A 16,904-nucleotide genomic window follows, 5' to 3' on the forward strand; every position below is an offset into this window, starting at 1 on the left:
ATACTGAAAGAGCTGCTTGCCATATAAACTCATTATACAAACGTGTTAAAATCTTAAGAAAATGGAAGTATTGGAACCAATAATACAGAATGCACCGGTTACAGAGAAGATGTGGTGGAAAAATGAAGAAAGTGAACAGATTCTGAACCGTGGATATCTGCTGAAGGGTGAAACCGTAGAAGGAGCTATTGAACGTGTATGTACGGCTGCAGCGCAACGTTTGTATAAGCCCGAGCTGAAAGAGGCATTCATGGAAATGGTGGAGCGTGGTTGGATGAGCCTGAGCTCTCCGATTTGGGCCAATATGGGTACCGAGCGTGGGCTACCCATATCCTGCTTCAACGTGCATGTGCCTGATAATATCGAAGGCATTACACATAAATTGGGTGAAGTAATCATGCAGACCAAAATCGGGGGCGGTACATCAGCCTATTTTGGTGAGCTGCGTGGCCGTGGTAGCTCTGTTACTGATAATGGCAAGAGTAGTGGAGCGGTAAGCTTTATGCGATTGTTTGATACGGCGATGGACACCATCTCTCAGGGAGGTGTACGCCGCGGGGCTTTTGCCGCATATCTGGATATCGATCATCCGGATATTGAAGAGTTTCTGCAGATTAAAAGTATCGGCCATCCAATTCAGAATCTTTTCTTTGGTGTGTGCGTACCTGATTATTGGATGCAAGATATGATCGACGGCGACAGACAAAAAAGAACCATTTGGGCTAAAGTACTGGAAAGCCGTCAGGAGAAAGGGCTGCCTTATATATTCTTTACTGATAACGTTAACCGTAATAAGCCGCAGGTATATAAAGATCAGAATTACATCATTAAGGCCAGCAATCTTTGCTCCGAGATTATGCTGCCTTCAACAGTTGATGAGTCCTTTATATGCTGCTTATCTTCATTAAACCTGGAACTCTACGACGAGTGGAAAGATACCGATGCTGTGCGTTTGGCCATCTTCTTCCTCGATGCCGTGCTGCAGGAGTTTATCAACAAAACCGAAAATAATTATTATCTGGCCAGCGCCAATAGATTTGCAAAACGCCACAGAGCCTTAGGATTAGGTGTGTTAGGGTGGCATTCCTATTTACAGCGCAACATGATTCCCTTTGAAGGTATGCGTGCGAAACAGCTTACGGCACAGATTTTTTCTGATATTAGAGAAAAGGCTGAAAAGGCTACGGCTGATCTGGCACGCATTTACGGAGAACCCGAATTACTGAAGGGTTATGGGCGCCGTAACACTACCTTGCTGGCTATAGCTCCTACTACTTCTTCTTCGGCTATTTTAGGACAGACCTCACCCGGTATCGAACCCTTCAACAGTAACTATTACAAGGCTGGTCTCGCTAAAGGTAACTTTATGCGTCAGAATAAATATTTGAAAAAACTGCTGGCCGAAAAAGGAATCGATAATGAAGATACATGGCGCAGTATTATGCTGAATCACGGAAGTGTGCAGCATCTGCCCCAACTGACTACTGAAGAGAAAGCCGTGTTTAAAACCTTCAGAGAGATTAGTCAGTTAGAGATTATTCAACAGGCTGCTATTCGCCAGAAATATATAGATCAGGGACAAAGCTTGAATCTTAACATTCCTAGTAACCTTCCGGTTAAGGACGTGAATATGCTGATTATTGAAGCCTGGAAATTGGGAATCAAAACGCTTTATTATCAGCGTAGCCAAAGCGTTTCGAAAGAGTTGGTTACAAGTTTGGTAAGTTGTACAAGTTGCGAAGCCTAAAACATTTAACAACCCGGCCTTAAGCCGGGTTTTTTATTGCTGCTTACAAAAGATGAAACCCTCTTAACTTGTAACTTTGCGATGCCTGTAAAACGCGAGGGCCTTTGAGTAACACATGTTCAGACATCGGGGAAAAAGCAGAACAATCAGTCATAACAAAAAGATAGCTTCCCTGCTATCTTTTGTTGCAGGTGTGGTAAACGTTACTGGATTTTTATCTGTACAACGTCTTACTACCAATGTTACAGGTCATTTTGCCTTTTTTGTTGATGAAGTATTTAGGCTTGAGTTTTCAAAAGGCTTTGTTTATTTTTTTTATGTATTTTGTTTTTTTCTGGGTGCCTTTGTTTCCAGCTTTATGATGGAAAGCATGATGAAGCGCGGCGATCGTTATATTTATGTGTTACCCGGTTTATGTGAAAGTGCTATTTTGTTAATGGTTGCCCTATGTGGTCCCACCTTTACGATGCAGCATCCTAATTTTATTGCCTGTTGGCTGCTTTTTGCAATGGGCTTGCAGAATGCACTGGTGACGCGAATTTCCGGTGCATTAGTAAGAACCACTCACCTCACCGGACTTTTTACCGATCTGGGAATTGAAATGTCGCAGTTATTCTTCTATAAAAAGAAAGAACAAAAAGAGCGGCTGTTTTCGGTAATCCGCTTGAGATGGCGCATCATTTTATTTTTCTTTATCGGTGGCATAGCGGGTGGCATACTCTATTCGTATATGAGGATTTATGCGTTGGTAATACCGGCGCTAATACTGCTGGCGGGATTATATTACGACAGTGTAAAACTTCAATTGATTAAATGGAAACGCCGATACGACGCCAAGGATAAGGCGTAAATTTTTATACTGCTTCTTTTTCAAACTGCATTTTGTGTAAACGGGCGTAGTAACCGCCTTTGGCCAATAATTCTTCGTGGGTGCCCATTTCTTTTAATACGCCTTTGTCCAATACCAGTATTTTATCTGCTTTGCGAATCGTACTCAGACGGTGTGCAATGACAATAGAAGTGCGGCCATGAATTAGTTTTTCTGTGGCCCTCTGTATCAGTATTTCACACTCCGTATCGATGGATGAGGTAGCTTCATCTAGTATTAAAATGGATGGATTGTACAATATGGCACGAATAAACGATAGCAGTTGTCTTTGCCCCAAAGACAGTGTAGCTCCACGTTCTTTTACATTATAATCGTAATTGCCGGGTAGTTGCATAATGAAATCGTGCAGATCGATCATTTTTGCAGCGGCGATCACCTGTTCCCTAGTGATATTGGGATTACGCAATGTGATATTGTCCATGATAGACCCTGAGAATAAAAACACATCCTGCAGCACCACACTGATGTTTTCACGAAGATATTCCGGTGAGAGCCTATTAATGTCATATCCATCAATCTCTATCCGACCTTTTTGGATATTGTAGAAACGAGTCAATAGGCTGATGATGGTAGTCTTGCCACTGCCGGTATGTCCTACAATGGCAACGGTTTCTCCAGGTTTAATTTCAAAGCTCACATCTTTCAATACCCAATGCTCATCTATATAAGCAAAGCTTACGTTTTGAAAGCTGATTTTTCCCTGCATACGAGTGGGCGGCTGTAAGTAGCCGCCTTGCGGAACTTTTTCTTCATCATCGTTATCCAACACTGTGAAAATGCGGTCACTAGCGATCACACCCATCTGAACAATGTTGAACTTATCTGCAATCATCCTTAATGGTCTGAACAATAAATTCAGACAAAGGATAAACGAAACAATAACACCTTGCTGGCTTTTTTGCAAATGCAATGCTTCTTGAGCAGTGTACCAGACAACTAATCCTATAGAAAGGGCCAATACAATTTCAATTACCGGAAAAAATACCGAATACGCAAATATGGCATTGATATTGGCATTACGATGCTGTTTGTTAATTGCCCTGAATTTTTCAAACTCATTCTTTTCTGCGGTGAAAGCCTGTACCACACCCATTCCGGAGAGATGCTCTTGTGCGTAGGCATTTAATCTTGCTACAGCATTTCTTACTTTAAAGAATGATTTGTTGATGCTTTCCTTAAAGTAGTACGTAGCAATAATCATGATGGGGAAGGGAATTAACGCAATGAGCGTGAGTTTCCAATCCACCCAAAACATGTAGGTAAGCACGCAAACAATGGATAGTAAATCGGCAATGATAGGGATCAACCCGTCGGAAAAAATTTCGTTAATAGATTCAATATCGTTGATCGTGCGTGTGGTAAGGGTGCCAATAGGTGTTCTATCAAATTGTCTCAGGTTAAGCCCCAGAATTTTTTTGTATACTGCTAAACGCATATCTTTTACTACGGCTTGCCCCAGCCAGGCTGTTGTAAAAGTAAACGCAAAGCGCATTACGGTTTCGATAAGTATAATCCCTATCTGAATGATCGTAATGTATACGACCATTTCCTTTAAGGACTGCGCTATGTATTTATCTACCGTAAGCTGAATGAGCATGGGTCTTACGGGGGTAATAAGGGCCAGTACAATTGCCAGCACTACCGACCAATAAAACCTTGCTTTGTACGGTGCCGCATATTGAAAAATGCGCCGCAGTTTGCTGAGATCAAAAAATGATTTTTTATTCTGCATTAAAATGTACCGCTATCGCCGGTTTAGTTTACAAGTTACTACATTTCTTCTTCTCCGGTGGCCCTTTTATACGCTTTGATAAACAATGCTCCCAGATTTTTATAAGGAGGAATGTAGTCTTCCATACCTGTAATATGTGCTGCGGCACGGAACTCTTTCCAGAAAGGTATCCAATCAATATCCTTACGCTGACGCAGATTTTCTAAGAATATGCGGATGAACGGAAGATTAATGTCCCGATAGCCGGTTTGTTTGGAAGATATAATATGAGCATCGGGAGATTTTTTCAAGATAGAATCAATCAGGAAAAAGCCTCCGCAGGATCCCATGAATACTACGCGTGATGTAGGTGTAATATAACTTACACTGGTAGGCGCGTGATAGCTGTGCCCTCTGTGGAAAGTAACGGTAGGTGCAAGGTTATTTTTTTCCAAATATTCCTGCATAGCGTTCTGCGCTACATAATCCTGGTCTTCTGTATTAGGTAAAGGTCTATTGGCGAATACGTATACAGGTGCTCCACTGGTAGTTTTAGCTACCACAAATTTACTATTGCTCTGATCCAGCTTCCATTTGGGGTCATTGGCAAAGGTGCGCACAAAAATGTCAAAGTCCATCATACCATCCTCATCACCATAAAAGAACATTTGAGTAATGACTTCCCCTTTTTCGTTGGTGAAACTCTGGAATGGGATATTGTATACCGGAGGGATACCCAACTCTTTGGTCAAATCGATGTTTTGTTTAGGATCGGCAGAGAGGAAGAGCTTGTACAGAATATTATAAATAGCAATACCTCTTCGGTTGTTGGCTTTCAGATTGCGTTCGTAATTAGCCTTTACGTTTTTTAGCATCTGATTAGCCAACTCGGGCATGGTTTCGTAAAGGCTGGCATAAGAGTCGGCTACATCTACGCCGTCTTCCAGTCCTTTGGTTTTTTCCAAGCCGTTTACAAAGGCGGTCATTAAATCACTAGCATCTTTCTTATTAGGAAATGTTGAAAAGAAGGTTTTTAATGTATTATATCCTGCAGCCTGGCGGATAAACTTCCTGTAATGATCGAATGATACGCTCATCAGCAGAGAGTCTCCTCTATTGTTGATTTTGCTCATCATGAGCGGAAATACCCCCTGCGTATAGCTACTGGTATAAATCAATCCGTCAGAAAATACAGCCAGATAATATAGTTCTTGAGCAGTTAAAGGTTGCAAACATTTGAAGCGAATGGCGTTGGGCGATTCGTGTAATGCATTAATTTCATTTACGAACTCATCATTACCCTTTCTTTGCAGACGTGCTGTCAACTCTTTAAAACCAATGGCGATATCCCCGTTCAAGGCACGGCGTGCGTAATCCATCTGTGTTTTTACAAGCAGACGATAATATTTCAGCCTATCATCTTTGGCAGCATCCAGTTCGGCAATAGTAATTTTACCCTTCACTAGGTTGTCTAGGAATGGAAAATAGATTTGCCCGCTTTTCATTTCTGATAATTCTACTACCGTTTTTACGAAGGTATCCTCTTTAATACTCTTGATTCTTCGGCTCAGAGCATTACCTGCCTGTGCATACGAATAAAGTTGTTCAGGATACTGCCTGCCGATTGCTTTTATAAGGCTATCGGCATGTTTGGAGTCGGGATATTTGGAAAGTTCCTGAAATGTTTTATCGGGATATTGTGCTGCAAATTTTACAAGTAGTAGGTCTTTAAGTTCATTATAGCTGGGGTTTTCCTCAAAAATCCGCGGTAAAGTAGCCGTATAGGCTATATCGTAAGGGAAATGCTCAACATAAGGGATGATTGATTTTTTTTCGGTATTTACTTCAATGAGCTTTTTGTAAACCGAAAAGATTTGTGCAAAATGTGAGGGATTTACTTGTCTTTTTAGCCAGCCCTGCCGCATGTGACGCAAAATATTAGCTAGGCCTACCAGATAGCCCGATTTGAGACGGGCATCAATTTTAGAATCGGTTTCTATCATGAACCTGATTGCATCTACCTGATGATTAATGGCTTGTGTAGCTAGTTGGGCTATATCGAGATTGCTTTCGATGGTAAATTCATTATCCATCTTACCATCGCTACCTAGCAACAATTGTTTTTCCTTCACAATATTATCATGAAACAACTGCCGGTTGATGGGAATGTTGATTTTAGGTTCGTTGGAACCCTGTGCAAAAACTCCGGAAGCAATACCTAACGAAATAAATATATTCAACAGTGCCTTTCCACTCATAATGCTAATATTAATCGTAATGACAAAGGTAACCCGATATATAAACGTAAAAAGTTAAAAGATGGTTGAAGACATAATAGGGTTGCGTAAAAGCAGTCGATATCCACTACTTTTTACAACATTCAATAATATTTGTCTTCAATGGACTTATTAAATGCGAGAATAGCTGAGTTGCGGGTATTTTTTCTGAATTAAGGCAAATACACCAAATAGCAGTGCAGCGTAGAATAAATCGCCTAGATAAGCGTTCAGGAACAGCTCGCTACTCATGGTATTATAAAAAGGCAGCGCTCTCAGGTAGGTTGTACCCAAAGTAAGCCCGGGTTCATACAAAATAGTACCGGCTGCAAAATGATTTCCGAACCACACTCCAAAATTAGAAAGCACCCAAAATATTGTAGAACCAGTAAGTGAGTAACCTAATATTTTTACAGTTTTAGGCTGATGTAGGCTGGTGCCCAATAAAGTAACCAGCAGCATGCTAACGTATACAAAAGCCTGAGAAATAAGTACAAAAGGTTGTGAGAAACTATATATCCCCATTTTTCCAGTCATCTGCAAGGCTATATCAGAAACCAGATAAGCGGCAATGGGCACTAAATAGGCCTGCCATTTGTTTTGAAACATAGCTCCACCGAACAGCGCCATAGCTACTAATGGTGAGAAATTATAGGGATGCGGCAGTAGTCTGCTTAATGCCGCTAAAACTATCATTACAACGATAATACGAGTGCGCATGCTTATCTTGTTCATGAGCCGGAATTTTATTTGTATGGCTACAAAAGTAAATAGTTTTATAAATTTACAATATAATTAAACATCTGTTATGAAAAATATAGTTACGACTGTTGTTTTAGTGTTGTGTGGCTTGCTCGTTCAGGCACAACCTCCTGCAGGTCCTGCCAATCCGGGAGATACCTATGGAAAGAAAGTTACAGCGGAGCGAACTTTAAAAGCCGTGGACTTTAATAAGTTACTTTCCCAAAAAGATACTATTGATGCCAAAGTAGTTGGTAAAGTATTGTCTTCCTGTCCGAAAAAGGGATGCTGGATGAATGTAGAGCTGGATGATAAGAGTACTGTTTTTGTTCGCTTCAAGGATTATGCATTTTTTGTACCTACTGATATTGTAGGAAAAACGGTAGTACTGGATGGTATCGCTACACAAAAAGAAGTTTCTGTGGCTGAACTGAAACATTATGCACAGGATGCCAAAAAAAGTCAGGCTGAAATAGATGCTATTACTAAGCCCGAAAAGCAGGTAAGATTTTTGGCCGACGGTGTTTTGGTGGTGAAATAATTTATCTGCCGAATAATGCGAAAAGAGGAATGTAGCCAAAAATGCATTCCTCTTTTGCTTTTAGATAAATGGGTTAAAAGAGCCACACTATCATGCAGTATAACAGTACGTCAATAATAAATATCTTAGCGGCTAAACACCAAAGACATTTTAAAAATTATATTCCATGTTTAGAAAAATACTTTACATCTGTATCCTTATCGTAAGCAGCATACATCTTAGCCAAGCTCAAGATATTGTGTGGGCTCCAGATGGCAATGCTTATTATCAAGCAGAAGAGGGAAATATTGTAAAATATGTGTTGCCGCAGCAAACATCTACGGTGCTTGTGGCTAAGGAAAAACTCATTCCAGCAGGGGCATCAAAGCCACTTGCAATAAGAAGCTTCACCGTAAGCTCTGATGAGCAAAAAATAATGATATATACCAATACTCAACGCGTATGGCGCGATGATACCCGCGGCGATTACTGGGTCTATCATATCAGCGATAAGAAATTGCATCGGTTGGGCCGCACACTACCTGCCTCATCTTTAATGTTTGCCAAGTTTTCTCCTGATAATACCAAAGTAGCTTATGTGTCGGAATATAATATCTACGTAGAAGATTTGGCCACAGGAGTCATTAAACCGATGACTATAGGTGGAGATCGGAAGCACATCAACGGTACTTTTGATTGGGCTTATGAAGAAGAGTTTTATTGTCGCGATGGTTTTCGTTGGTCGCCCGATAGTAAAAAAATTGCTTACTGGCAAATTATTACAGGCGATACCAAAGTATATCACATGGTCAACAACACCGATTCAATTTATCCTAAGCTGATACCTATCGAGTATCCCGTAGTGGGAGAAAAACCTTCTTTATATAAAATCGGTGTGGTAGATATTGAGTCGGCTAGTACCAAATGGATGTCCATTCCTGATGATCCTACATGGGGCACCTATCTACCTCGTATGGACTGGGCAGCCAATAATACCGAGCTTATCATTCAGCAGCTGAACCGCCAGCAAAACGAGAGCCGACTGATGCTGTGTAATGTGCAGAGTGGGGTGTCCAAAGAAATATACAAAGAGCAGGATGAAGCATGGATTGACATTATGCCTTTTTGGGATCATGATTATGCCAACAAAGGTTGGGATTGGCTAAACGACGGGAAGGAATTTTTATGGGCTTCAGAAAAAGATGGTTGGCGTCATTTGTATCGTATTAGTCGCGATGGCAAAAAAGAAACCCTTATTACACCCGGCACATATGACGTAATGGATATTTGCGCAATCGATGAAAAAGGAGGGTACATTTATTTTATGGCCTCGCCCGAAAATGCTACACAGAAATATCTTTATCGTACGTTGCTGAACGGAAAAGGTAAGCCGGAGAGAATTACGCCGGCCGACATGTCGGGGACTAATAATTACCACATTTCGCCCAATGCAAAATATGCGTTGCATCAGTTTACCAATTATTATGTGCGCCCTATATCCGCGTGGATTGAGCTTCCGTCACATAAAAGTTTGAAAGGAGCCAATGAGGTGAGCCAAGCTATTGCCCGTAGTGCAGCCAACAAACCAAACCTAGAGTTTTTGAGGATTACTACGGAGGAAGGCGTGGAAATGGATGCCTGGATGCTGAAGCCTCAGAATTTTGATAGCACTAAAAAATATCCCATTGTATTTTACGTCTACACCGAGCCGGCAGGTCAAACTGTGCAGGATAAATTTGGTGCCGGGTATAATTTTCTTTACAAAGGAAATATGGCTGCCGATGGTTACATATACGTGTCTATAGATAGTAGGGGGACTCCTGTACCTAAAGGCCGTGCATGGCGTAAGGCGCTGTATAAAAACATTGGAATTTTGAATATTCGTGATCAAGCAATGGCTGCTCAGGCTTTATTTCGTATGAAGCCTTATATCGATACCAGCCGTGTCGCAGTTTGGGGATGGAGTGGAGGAGGTTCTACTACTTTAAATCTGTTATTCCAATATCCCGAAATTTATAAAACAGGTATCGCCGTAGCGGCAGTAGTAAACCAGCGTACCTACGACAATATTTATCAGGAGCGTTATTCAGGTGTGCCTCAAATGGATGAACGTCCGTATATAGAAGGATCACCGCTTACACACGCAAAAAATCTAAAAGGTAACTTGCTGTACATACACGGTACCGGCGACGATAATGTACATTACAATAACGCCGAAATGCTCATCAATGAATTAATCAAACATAATAAGCAGTTTCAACTGATGAGTTATCCCAATCGTTCGCACAGCATATCGGAAGGACAGGGTACTTGGGAGCATTTATCAACCTTGTACACTAATTATCTGAAACAGCACTGTCCGCCCGGAGCGAGATAGTATTATATATTGTGTTTGCGTCGTTCTTCCCACAGTTCATTGAACGATTTTGGGGGAAAGCGGAGGGGGCTGCGGTCTTTGGTCCAAGCCCCTGCAAAAGTGTTTATTAGTGTACTTTTCAGCCCGCCGTTGCCCTTGTTCATCAGCTTGCGTTTCAGCATGGCGGTTTTCCATACTTTCCACACCATTCTTTCGGAGAACGATGTGTGGCCTTGCTGTTGTGCTTCATGACGGTTTTCGAGGAGCAATTCGTGCAGGTTGATTTTTACTGCACAAACTTCGGTACAATTACCACAAAGCGATGACGCATGGCTTAAATGCTTCCATTCTTTCATCGGTTTCAAATGGGGTGTAATTACCGAACCGATAGGGCCGCTGTACGTGGTGGCATAAGTGTGTCCTCCAATATTTTTATAAACCGGGCAAGCGTTCAGACAGGCACCACAACGAATGCAGTATAGGGCTTCTCTGGTTTTTTCATTGGCCAGAATATTTGTACGACCGTTATCCAGCAGGATCACATACATTTCTTCCGGGCCATCTGCTTCTCCCGGCTGACGTGGTCCCGTAATGATAGTGTTATACGATGTAATACGCTGACCGGTACCATATGTAGCTAGTAGCGGCCAGAATAAAGCTAAATCACTGAACGAAGGAATTACTTTTTCAATTCCGGCGATAACAATATGGGTTTTAGGCATGGAACAGCTTAGCCTTGCATTGCCTTCGTTTTCGGTAACGGCAACTCCTCCTATATCTGCAATAATGAAATTGGCGCCGGTCACACCTACTTCGGCTTCGGCATATTTTTGTCTGAGTTTTTCGCGGGCTACCAATGTCAGCTGTTGCGGGTTCAGTGTAGGATCTGTTCCCAGTTTTTCGGCAAACAATCTGGCAATATCTTCTTTGCTTTTATGCATTGCCGGTGTTACGATATGATAGGGCGGCTCGCCTGCTAATTGTTGAATATATTCTCCGAGGTCGGTTTCCACACTCTCAATACCGTTTTCTTCAAGATGCTGATTGAGGTGGATTTCCTCGGTTACCATGCTTTTGCTCTTAACGAGCGTTTTGCAATTTTTTTCTTTACAAATGGCTACTACTGCTTCTGCAGCCTGCTGAGCGTTTTCGCACCAGATTACTTTGGCACCTCTTTGGGTAATGTGATACTCAAAGTTCTCCAGTTGTTGGTCCAGAGTCTCAATGGCCTTCCACTTGATGTTCTTGGCGCGCTCGCGAGCTAGGTCTAGGTTGATATATTGTTTTTTCCCTCCGGGAACTGCTGCATTGTACTTACCGATATTAAAATTGATTACTTCTCGGTGAGCCCGGTCGGCTGCTAATTCTTTACTTTTTTTATGAAAGATGTCGGATGTTTGTGACATGTTTTTGAGCTTATTAGTGAATAAATAAGCGTTACATTTCTTTTTCCTGCGACGCTACAACTTTTTCCAATATAGAATAAAACTCTTCGCCGTACTTACGTATCAGAGGTTCTTTTAAAAATTGATATACGGGAACCTTCAATTGTTTACCCAGTTTGCAGGCAGGACTGCACAGGGTTTTACGCGGCTCATAATTCAGCCGTTCGTAATCGCCGTATTTGCCACGATAGGCTATTATAGGATAGAGATGACAGCTGATGGGTTTTTTCCATTTGATCTTACCTTCATTATAAGCCTGTTCAAATGCGCATTTTATTAATCCGTTTTTTTCGCGGAAAGCGTAAGCGCATATCTCATTATCCTGTGGCAGGACAGGTGTCACCCATCCAAATTCCTGATCATGGTAGTACTTACCATGTTTCTCTACATGATTAATGGCTTCCTGAGTCAGATAAGGTTTTATAGCGTCGTAATTATTTTCAACCTCTTTTAGTTCCTCCTCTGTAAGTGGGGCGCCCGCATCTCCTTCTTCACAGCAGCCTCCTTTGCATTTGGTAAGATCGCAGACAAACTGAGCCTCCACAATATCATCACTTATGATCTTGTTGTCTATAATTATCATTGTCTTTTTGGTGCGAAGGTAATTCTTTAATATGCTTTGCAGACCTATTCGCGGGGTTTTATAACGACTTTTACTTTTTTCACACGGTTTCTTTCTGTTTCCAGAACGGTGAATTCAAAATCCCCGCAAGTAACTATCGAGTTTGCCTGTGGCAAATCGCCGGCGATTTCGTTAATAAGACCGCCCAACGATTCGTTATCTCCTCTTACTTTATCAAATGTATTGGTAGGAATTGACAATGTTTTACATACATCGTGCAGCATGGTACTGCCTTCCAAGATATAAGTGTTATCATCCACTTTTTTGTTATCGTCTTCTACTTCGTCAAACTCATCTTTAATATCGCCAATAACTTCTTCCAAAATATCTTCCAGTGTCACAATACCGCTGGTACCGCCAAACTCATCCACTACTATTGCAAAGTGCAGGCGTTTTTTCTGAAACTCTAGCAGCAAATCTTCGATGAGTTTTGAGTCGGGCACAAAGTATGGGGGCCTGATAACGGAATGCCAGTCGAAATCTTCCTCATAGAGATGTGGGATCAGGTCTTTGGTATTGATAATACCCTCTATTTCATCCAAGTTTTCCTTGTACACCGGAAGGCGAGAGTATTGTAATTCCTGAATTTTTTTAACCAGTTCGGGGAATGGAGTATTATATTCAACACCACTTACGTACAGCCTGCTGCGCATGATTTTCTTCACCGAAATTTTGCCAAACTTCACGATGCTTTTCATGATGTTCTTCTCTTCGGGAGAGGCCTCTTCATCAGTCTGTACATCAATGGCTTCGTCAAATTCTTGCAAACTATTTTGCTCGGCGTTATCGGTTCCTATAGTTTTCCCAATGCTGTCGGCTACTAATACAATGCTTTTACTGATGCGTCTTAATAACAGATGCATTACTTCTACTGTGAAGAGCAGAATTGGCCACTCATAAGCAAATCGAAGACTATTTTGCCGCGCCCATACACGCGGAAAAATTTCCAACGGAAAAATAATCAGAAAGGCAATTAAAAGCCATTTGAGAATGATAAAGTAAATGTTATGAAAATACTCAGGTGGTGAGTATAGATTGATAAGATAATTGGTTAAAATAATAAGGCAGATATTCAAAATCGTTTTGGAGATGAGCATGGAAGTATATATCTCCTTAGGCTCATCCAGTAAATCAATAATCCTGCGTGCGGCAGGTTGTTGTTGTTTGGTTTTTAAAACATCAATATCTTTTTCGCTTAGCGAAAAGATGGCTGCCTGAGATCCGGATACGGAAAAGGATAAAAAAACAAGCACCAACAGACCTATTACCAATAAGGTGCTGCTTTGCGTACTAGCCTCTAATTGTAGCTGTCCCAGGCTATTATATAGAGTAGCGTAAAATAGGGTATACAAAACTTTAACTGTTGATGAACTGAAAACAAAAATGCCTATTACTTAATCCAGATGCAATATTATTACTATTAATGAAAATTTAAAAGCCTGGCTGTTCTGGGGTGTTTTCACCGGGAGCATCAGTAGGACCGCTGGTACTGGAATTGGCTTCGTCCTGTTCGTGAGAGGCAGTTTCGCTTTTTTTATCCAGCATTATCAGATTTTCGCCTACCACCTCAGTGATGTATTTTTTTACACCATCTTTATCTTCCCAGCTTCGGGTACGTAATCTGCCTTCGATATATACCAGACTGGATTTGTGAAGATACTTCTGGGCAAGCTCTGCTAACCCTCTCCATAGTACGACGGTGTGCCATTCTGTTTGAGATACTAACTTGCCTGTACGATCTTTAAAAGTCTCTGTTGTGGCGAGCGGAAATTTGGCTACAGCGATATTCCCTTCCAGAACCTGTACTTCAGGATCTTTTCCTAAATTCCCGATTAGCATTACCCTATTAACACCTCTCATGTAAGTATCATTTAATTCTTAAGTAGTATGTATATATCCAAATGCACATTAAAATTAATTTTTTTTAGCTATTTGAAAAAATCAATCATTTTATATCAGGGAGTTATTAAAAATAGGGGGTTATAAGGCTGTTTTCAGAAAATCATTAATCACCTTCGGAAAGGAATATTGTGCGAGCTTATCAGCCTCCACCCAGTCATAATTTTTAAGAGTAGAGGGTATTCTGCCTACCTGAACAGTAATGAATACGGCATGTATGTGCTGATGGGTAAGTTTTTGCTTATAGGTATTACTGATGGAACTTATGAAATCTTTGGCATGGAACCATCCTGCCTGGCGGGCGGCATCTAATGCTGTATTTAAACTCCCTTCCTTTTCCAGTTCCATCAAGGGAAATTCGTGCAGATGCTGCCATATATCTTTTGTTAGTCTTTCCCGGATGGCAATTTTGTTACGGCAGCGAATAAAAAAGAAATAGAAATATCGGTTTTTGATAATAAGTTTTTTGCTTTTCACGGGAAATTGGGCAATTTTATTTTCTTTGAATGCCACACAGTCCGATGCAAAAGGGCATTGGGAACATAATGGCTGGAGGGGTTTGCATACGGTGGCACCAAAGTCCATGATAGCCTGATTGTATATAGCCGGATTTTTTTTATCCAGAAGTTCTTGAGCCAGCGCATGAAATCTCTTTTTGCCGGATGTACTATCAATAGGGTCTTCGATCCCGAATATCCGCGCCAGTACTCGTTGTACGTTGCCATCTACTACGGCATAAGGGAGGTTATAGCTGAAAGAAGCAATGGCGGCAGCAGTGTAAGGCCCAACACCTTTAAGCTTAAGAATTTCTTCGTAAGTTTGAGGAAAAACACTATTTCTTTCTTGGTAGATGTGTCGTGCAGTGGCTATCAGGTTACGGCAGCGGGAATAATAACCCAACCCTTCCCATAATTTAAAAACCTCTTTGTCGGAAGCCAAAGCTAGCTCTTTAACACTGGGGAATGTGGTAATAAAGCGGGTATAGTATTCCCAACCTTGTTCAACCCTAGTTTGTTGTAAGATAATCTCACTCAGCCAAATCCTGTAGGGGTCTTTTTCTCCCTTCCAAGGCATTGAGCGAGAATTTTGCGATTTATTCCATTTTAAAAGTGTTTTTGAAAATGTATTGATTATCAATTTATTATGTGTTATGTTGATGAATATGTAAAAAATTTTTTTACTTAGCGTAAAGTTTGGATTAATAATTGATTATGTAATGTTCGCAAGCTTTATATACCTGTTTAAAACATTATTAAAAATTAATACTTAGTTTACTATGCGAAAAGCTGACTTAGTTAACCGAATATCCGACAAAACCGGAATTCCGAAAGTAGATGTGTTAGTAACACTCGAAACCATGTTTAAGGAAGTTAAAGATACACTGGCTTCCGGTGAAAACATCTACATTAGAGGATTTGGTAGTTTCATCACCAAAAAACGTGCTGCTAAAATAGGTCGCAATATTAAGAAAAATGTAGCGGTACATATACCGGAACATTATATCCCTGCATTCAAGCCGGCCAAGGAGTTTAGCATGGAAGTGAAAAAATTAAAAGAGCCTAAGAAGGATAGTGGCCCGGGCGAAGATGCAGATGATTAGTTTATACTGACCATGCTGAGAGTAAAAATTTGACATTGTTGGTAACCTTATTGCATAGTTTTTAAACAATTTGTGCCTGTTGGGGGTTAACTTTGCAATCCATTTAAATAATTTGATTGTGAAGAAACCTCAATATCTGACAATTATATTTGCCTTTTTGGGCCTATGCCTTTTATGGGCATTTGGAAGTACAAAACCTCGGAAACATCAATCGGCTCATACCCATGAAGGACATCAGCATGAGGTATCAGACCTCAATGCCGAATTGTTAAGTACCTCATTTTCAATAGATAGTAATTTACTTGCCTCGCAACAAAGGTTATCTGAGGGCTATCAAAAACGGGTTGAAGAGCTGAATCGTATTCTTCAATCGGTTACCGACAGCCAAGAAAAAACGCATGTGTATCATCAACTTTCCCAGTTCTGGAAAGATACCGGGAGGGCTTTTATTCCCTTTGCCTGGTATACCGCAGAAGGGGCTAGGTTGGAAAATTCAGAAAAAAACCTCAATTTTGCAGGCCATTTGTTCCTTAATAACCTGCAGGAAGCCGGGGATAATGAATTGAGAAAGTGGATGGCTTTACAGGCAAAAGACTTGTTCGAAAGAACACTGCAGGTAAATCCCGATAACGACTCTGCAAAAGTAGGATTAGGAGCTACCTATATTTTTGGTGGTATTTCCAATGCTCCTATGCAGGGAATAGCAAAGATTAGGGAAGTAGTGGATAAGGACAGCAGCAATGTATATGCCCAAATGACGCTCGCTATGGGATCGCTCATGAGCGGGCAAACAGAAAAGGCCCGGGAAAGGCTGGAAACTGTGGCACGTATCGATGCTGAAAACCTTCAGGCCGTCTTATTGCTGGCAGATATTTATGAGAGACAGGGAAACAAAGAGAAAGCAATAGCATGGTATCAAAAAGCCTTACCTCTGGCCGATCAGTATCCCGAAATGAAAGCAGAGTTGGGGAAGAGAATTCAGGACCTTAAGTAAAAATTGTTGGTAAAAAATATATTAGTAAACAGATTAAATTATTAGTTATGCCTTGTGGTAAAAAAAGAAAACGTCATAAGATCGCAACACATAAGCGTAAAAAA

Annotated in this window: 14 protein-coding genes; 6 read left to right on the forward strand and 8 right to left on the reverse strand. The window is 41.0% G+C overall.

The window, feature by feature from the left end:
- Window positions 1-61 precede the first annotated feature (61 nt).
- Both V2H41_RS00915 and V2H41_RS00920 read left to right on the forward strand, forming a co-directional pair.
- Window positions 62-1,747, forward strand: a complete 1,686-nt coding sequence (locus V2H41_RS00915) for a ribonucleoside-diphosphate reductase subunit alpha (RefSeq protein WP_330973230.1) — start codon at window positions 62-64, stop codon at window positions 1,745-1,747.
- 115 nt (window positions 1,748-1,862) lie between these two features.
- Window positions 1,863-2,597 carry a YoaK family protein gene (locus V2H41_RS00920; protein ID WP_330973231.1) on the forward strand — a complete coding sequence of 245 codons (735 nt, stop codon included), beginning with the start codon at window positions 1,863-1,865 and terminating at the stop codon, window positions 2,595-2,597.
- 4 nt (window positions 2,598-2,601) lie between these two features.
- Here the strand turns inward: V2H41_RS00920 and V2H41_RS00925 are convergent, their stop codons facing one another.
- The 3 genes from V2H41_RS00925 to V2H41_RS00935 all read right to left on the reverse strand — a co-directional run bounded on the left by V2H41_RS00925 (window position 2,602) and on the right by V2H41_RS00935 (window position 7,358).
- Window positions 2,602-4,368: an ABC transporter ATP-binding protein gene (locus tag V2H41_RS00925; protein WP_330973232.1), complete on the reverse strand. Its 1,767-nt coding sequence runs from the start codon at window positions 4,366-4,368 to the stop codon at window positions 2,602-2,604.
- A gap of 38 nt (window positions 4,369-4,406) precedes the next feature.
- Complete coding sequence (locus V2H41_RS00930; RefSeq protein ID WP_330973233.1) at window positions 4,407-6,605, reverse strand: hypothetical protein; 2,199 nt, start codon at window positions 6,603-6,605, stop codon at window positions 4,407-4,409.
- A gap of 150 nt (window positions 6,606-6,755) precedes the next feature.
- A complete protein-coding gene (locus V2H41_RS00935; protein WP_330973234.1) occupies window positions 6,756-7,358 on the reverse strand; it encodes a DUF6580 family putative transport protein in 603 nt (200 codons plus the stop codon).
- Between the two features lie 73 nt (window positions 7,359-7,431).
- Here V2H41_RS00935 and V2H41_RS00940 point away from each other — a divergent pair, with 73 nt between their 5' ends.
- Together V2H41_RS00940 and V2H41_RS00945 are read left to right on the forward strand one after the other, a co-directional pair.
- Entirely contained in the window at window positions 7,432-7,905 is a 474-nt protein-coding gene (locus V2H41_RS00940) for a DUF4920 domain-containing protein (protein ID WP_330973235.1), read from the forward strand.
- 166 nt (window positions 7,906-8,071) lie between these two features.
- Window positions 8,072-10,261 (forward strand): S9 family peptidase, encoded by a 2,190-nt coding sequence (locus V2H41_RS00945; protein ID WP_330973236.1) that lies wholly within the window; start codon window positions 8,072-8,074, stop codon window positions 10,259-10,261.
- A gap of 2 nt (window positions 10,262-10,263) precedes the next feature.
- On the opposite strand, the gene V2H41_RS00950 is transcribed toward V2H41_RS00945, so the two are convergent.
- The 5 genes from V2H41_RS00950 to mutY all read right to left on the reverse strand — a co-directional run bounded on the left by V2H41_RS00950 (window position 10,264) and on the right by mutY (window position 15,343).
- On the reverse strand, window positions 10,264-11,646 hold the full coding sequence (locus V2H41_RS00950) for a LutB/LldF family L-lactate oxidation iron-sulfur protein (protein WP_330973237.1): 1,383 nt from the start codon (window positions 11,644-11,646) through the stop codon (window positions 10,264-10,266).
- 31 nt (window positions 11,647-11,677) lie between these two features.
- The gene (locus tag V2H41_RS00955; protein ID WP_330973238.1) at window positions 11,678-12,268 is read right to left on the reverse strand and encodes a DUF3109 family protein; all 591 of its coding nucleotides are present in this window, start codon (window positions 12,266-12,268) and stop codon (window positions 11,678-11,680) included.
- Between the two features lie 44 nt (window positions 12,269-12,312).
- Window positions 12,313-13,659: a gliding motility-associated protein GldE gene (gene gldE / locus V2H41_RS00960; protein ID WP_330973239.1), complete on the reverse strand. Its 1,347-nt coding sequence runs from the start codon at window positions 13,657-13,659 to the stop codon at window positions 12,313-12,315.
- A gap of 79 nt (window positions 13,660-13,738) precedes the next feature.
- Window positions 13,739-14,167 carry a single-stranded DNA-binding protein gene (locus V2H41_RS00965; RefSeq protein WP_330973240.1) on the reverse strand — a complete coding sequence of 143 codons (429 nt, stop codon included), beginning with the start codon at window positions 14,165-14,167 and terminating at the stop codon, window positions 13,739-13,741.
- Between the two features lie 120 nt (window positions 14,168-14,287).
- Window positions 14,288-15,343, reverse strand: coding sequence for an A/G-specific adenine glycosylase (mutY, locus tag V2H41_RS00970; RefSeq protein ID WP_330973241.1), 1,056 nt, complete (start codon window positions 15,341-15,343; stop codon window positions 14,288-14,290).
- A 139-nt stretch (window positions 15,344-15,482) separates the two neighbouring features.
- On the opposite strand from mutY, the gene V2H41_RS00975 reads away from it, so the two are divergent.
- Together V2H41_RS00975 and V2H41_RS00980 are read left to right on the forward strand one after the other, a co-directional pair.
- Window positions 15,483-15,806 carry an HU family DNA-binding protein gene (locus tag V2H41_RS00975; RefSeq protein WP_330973242.1) on the forward strand — a complete coding sequence of 108 codons (324 nt, stop codon included), beginning with the start codon at window positions 15,483-15,485 and terminating at the stop codon, window positions 15,804-15,806.
- Between the two features lie 118 nt (window positions 15,807-15,924).
- Complete coding sequence (locus V2H41_RS00980) at window positions 15,925-16,800, forward strand: tetratricopeptide repeat protein (protein ID WP_330973243.1); 876 nt, start codon at window positions 15,925-15,927, stop codon at window positions 16,798-16,800.
- Window positions 16,801-16,904 lie beyond the last annotated feature (104 nt).

It is taken from the genome of Niabella digestorum (genome assembly GCF_036409055.1).
In the GTDB taxonomy this organism is placed as follows: domain Bacteria; phylum Bacteroidota; class Bacteroidia; order Chitinophagales; family Chitinophagaceae; genus Niabella; species Niabella composti.

What these genes read in the sequence shown, in the direction of transcription:
- V2H41_RS00915 (WP_330973230.1), top strand. Translation starts at nt 62, where the DNA reads ATGGAAGTATTGGAACCAATAATACAGAATGCACCGGTTACAGAGAAG.
- V2H41_RS00920 (WP_330973231.1), top strand. Translation starts at nt 1,863, where the DNA reads ATGTTCAGACATCGGGGAAAAAGCAGAACAATCAGTCATAACAAAAAG.
- V2H41_RS00925 (WP_330973232.1), bottom strand. Translation starts at nt 4,368, where the DNA reads ATGCAGAATAAAAAATCATTTTTTGATCTCAGCAAACTGCGGCGCATT.
- V2H41_RS00930 (WP_330973233.1), bottom strand. Translation starts at nt 6,605, where the DNA reads ATGAGTGGAAAGGCACTGTTGAATATATTTATTTCGTTAGGTATTGCT.
- V2H41_RS00935 (WP_330973234.1), bottom strand. Translation starts at nt 7,358, where the DNA reads ATGAACAAGATAAGCATGCGCACTCGTATTATCGTTGTAATGATAGTT.
- V2H41_RS00940 (WP_330973235.1), top strand. Translation starts at nt 7,432, where the DNA reads ATGAAAAATATAGTTACGACTGTTGTTTTAGTGTTGTGTGGCTTGCTC.
- V2H41_RS00945 (WP_330973236.1), top strand. Translation starts at nt 8,072, where the DNA reads ATGTTTAGAAAAATACTTTACATCTGTATCCTTATCGTAAGCAGCATA.
- V2H41_RS00950 (WP_330973237.1), bottom strand. Translation starts at nt 11,646, where the DNA reads ATGTCACAAACATCCGACATCTTTCATAAAAAAAGTAAAGAATTAGCA.
- V2H41_RS00955 (WP_330973238.1), bottom strand. Translation starts at nt 12,268, where the DNA reads ATGATAATTATAGACAACAAGATCATAAGTGATGATATTGTGGAGGCT.
- V2H41_RS00965 (WP_330973240.1), bottom strand. Translation starts at nt 14,167, where the DNA reads ATGAGAGGTGTTAATAGGGTAATGCTAATCGGGAATTTAGGAAAAGAT.
- V2H41_RS00975 (WP_330973242.1), top strand. Translation starts at nt 15,483, where the DNA reads ATGCGAAAAGCTGACTTAGTTAACCGAATATCCGACAAAACCGGAATT.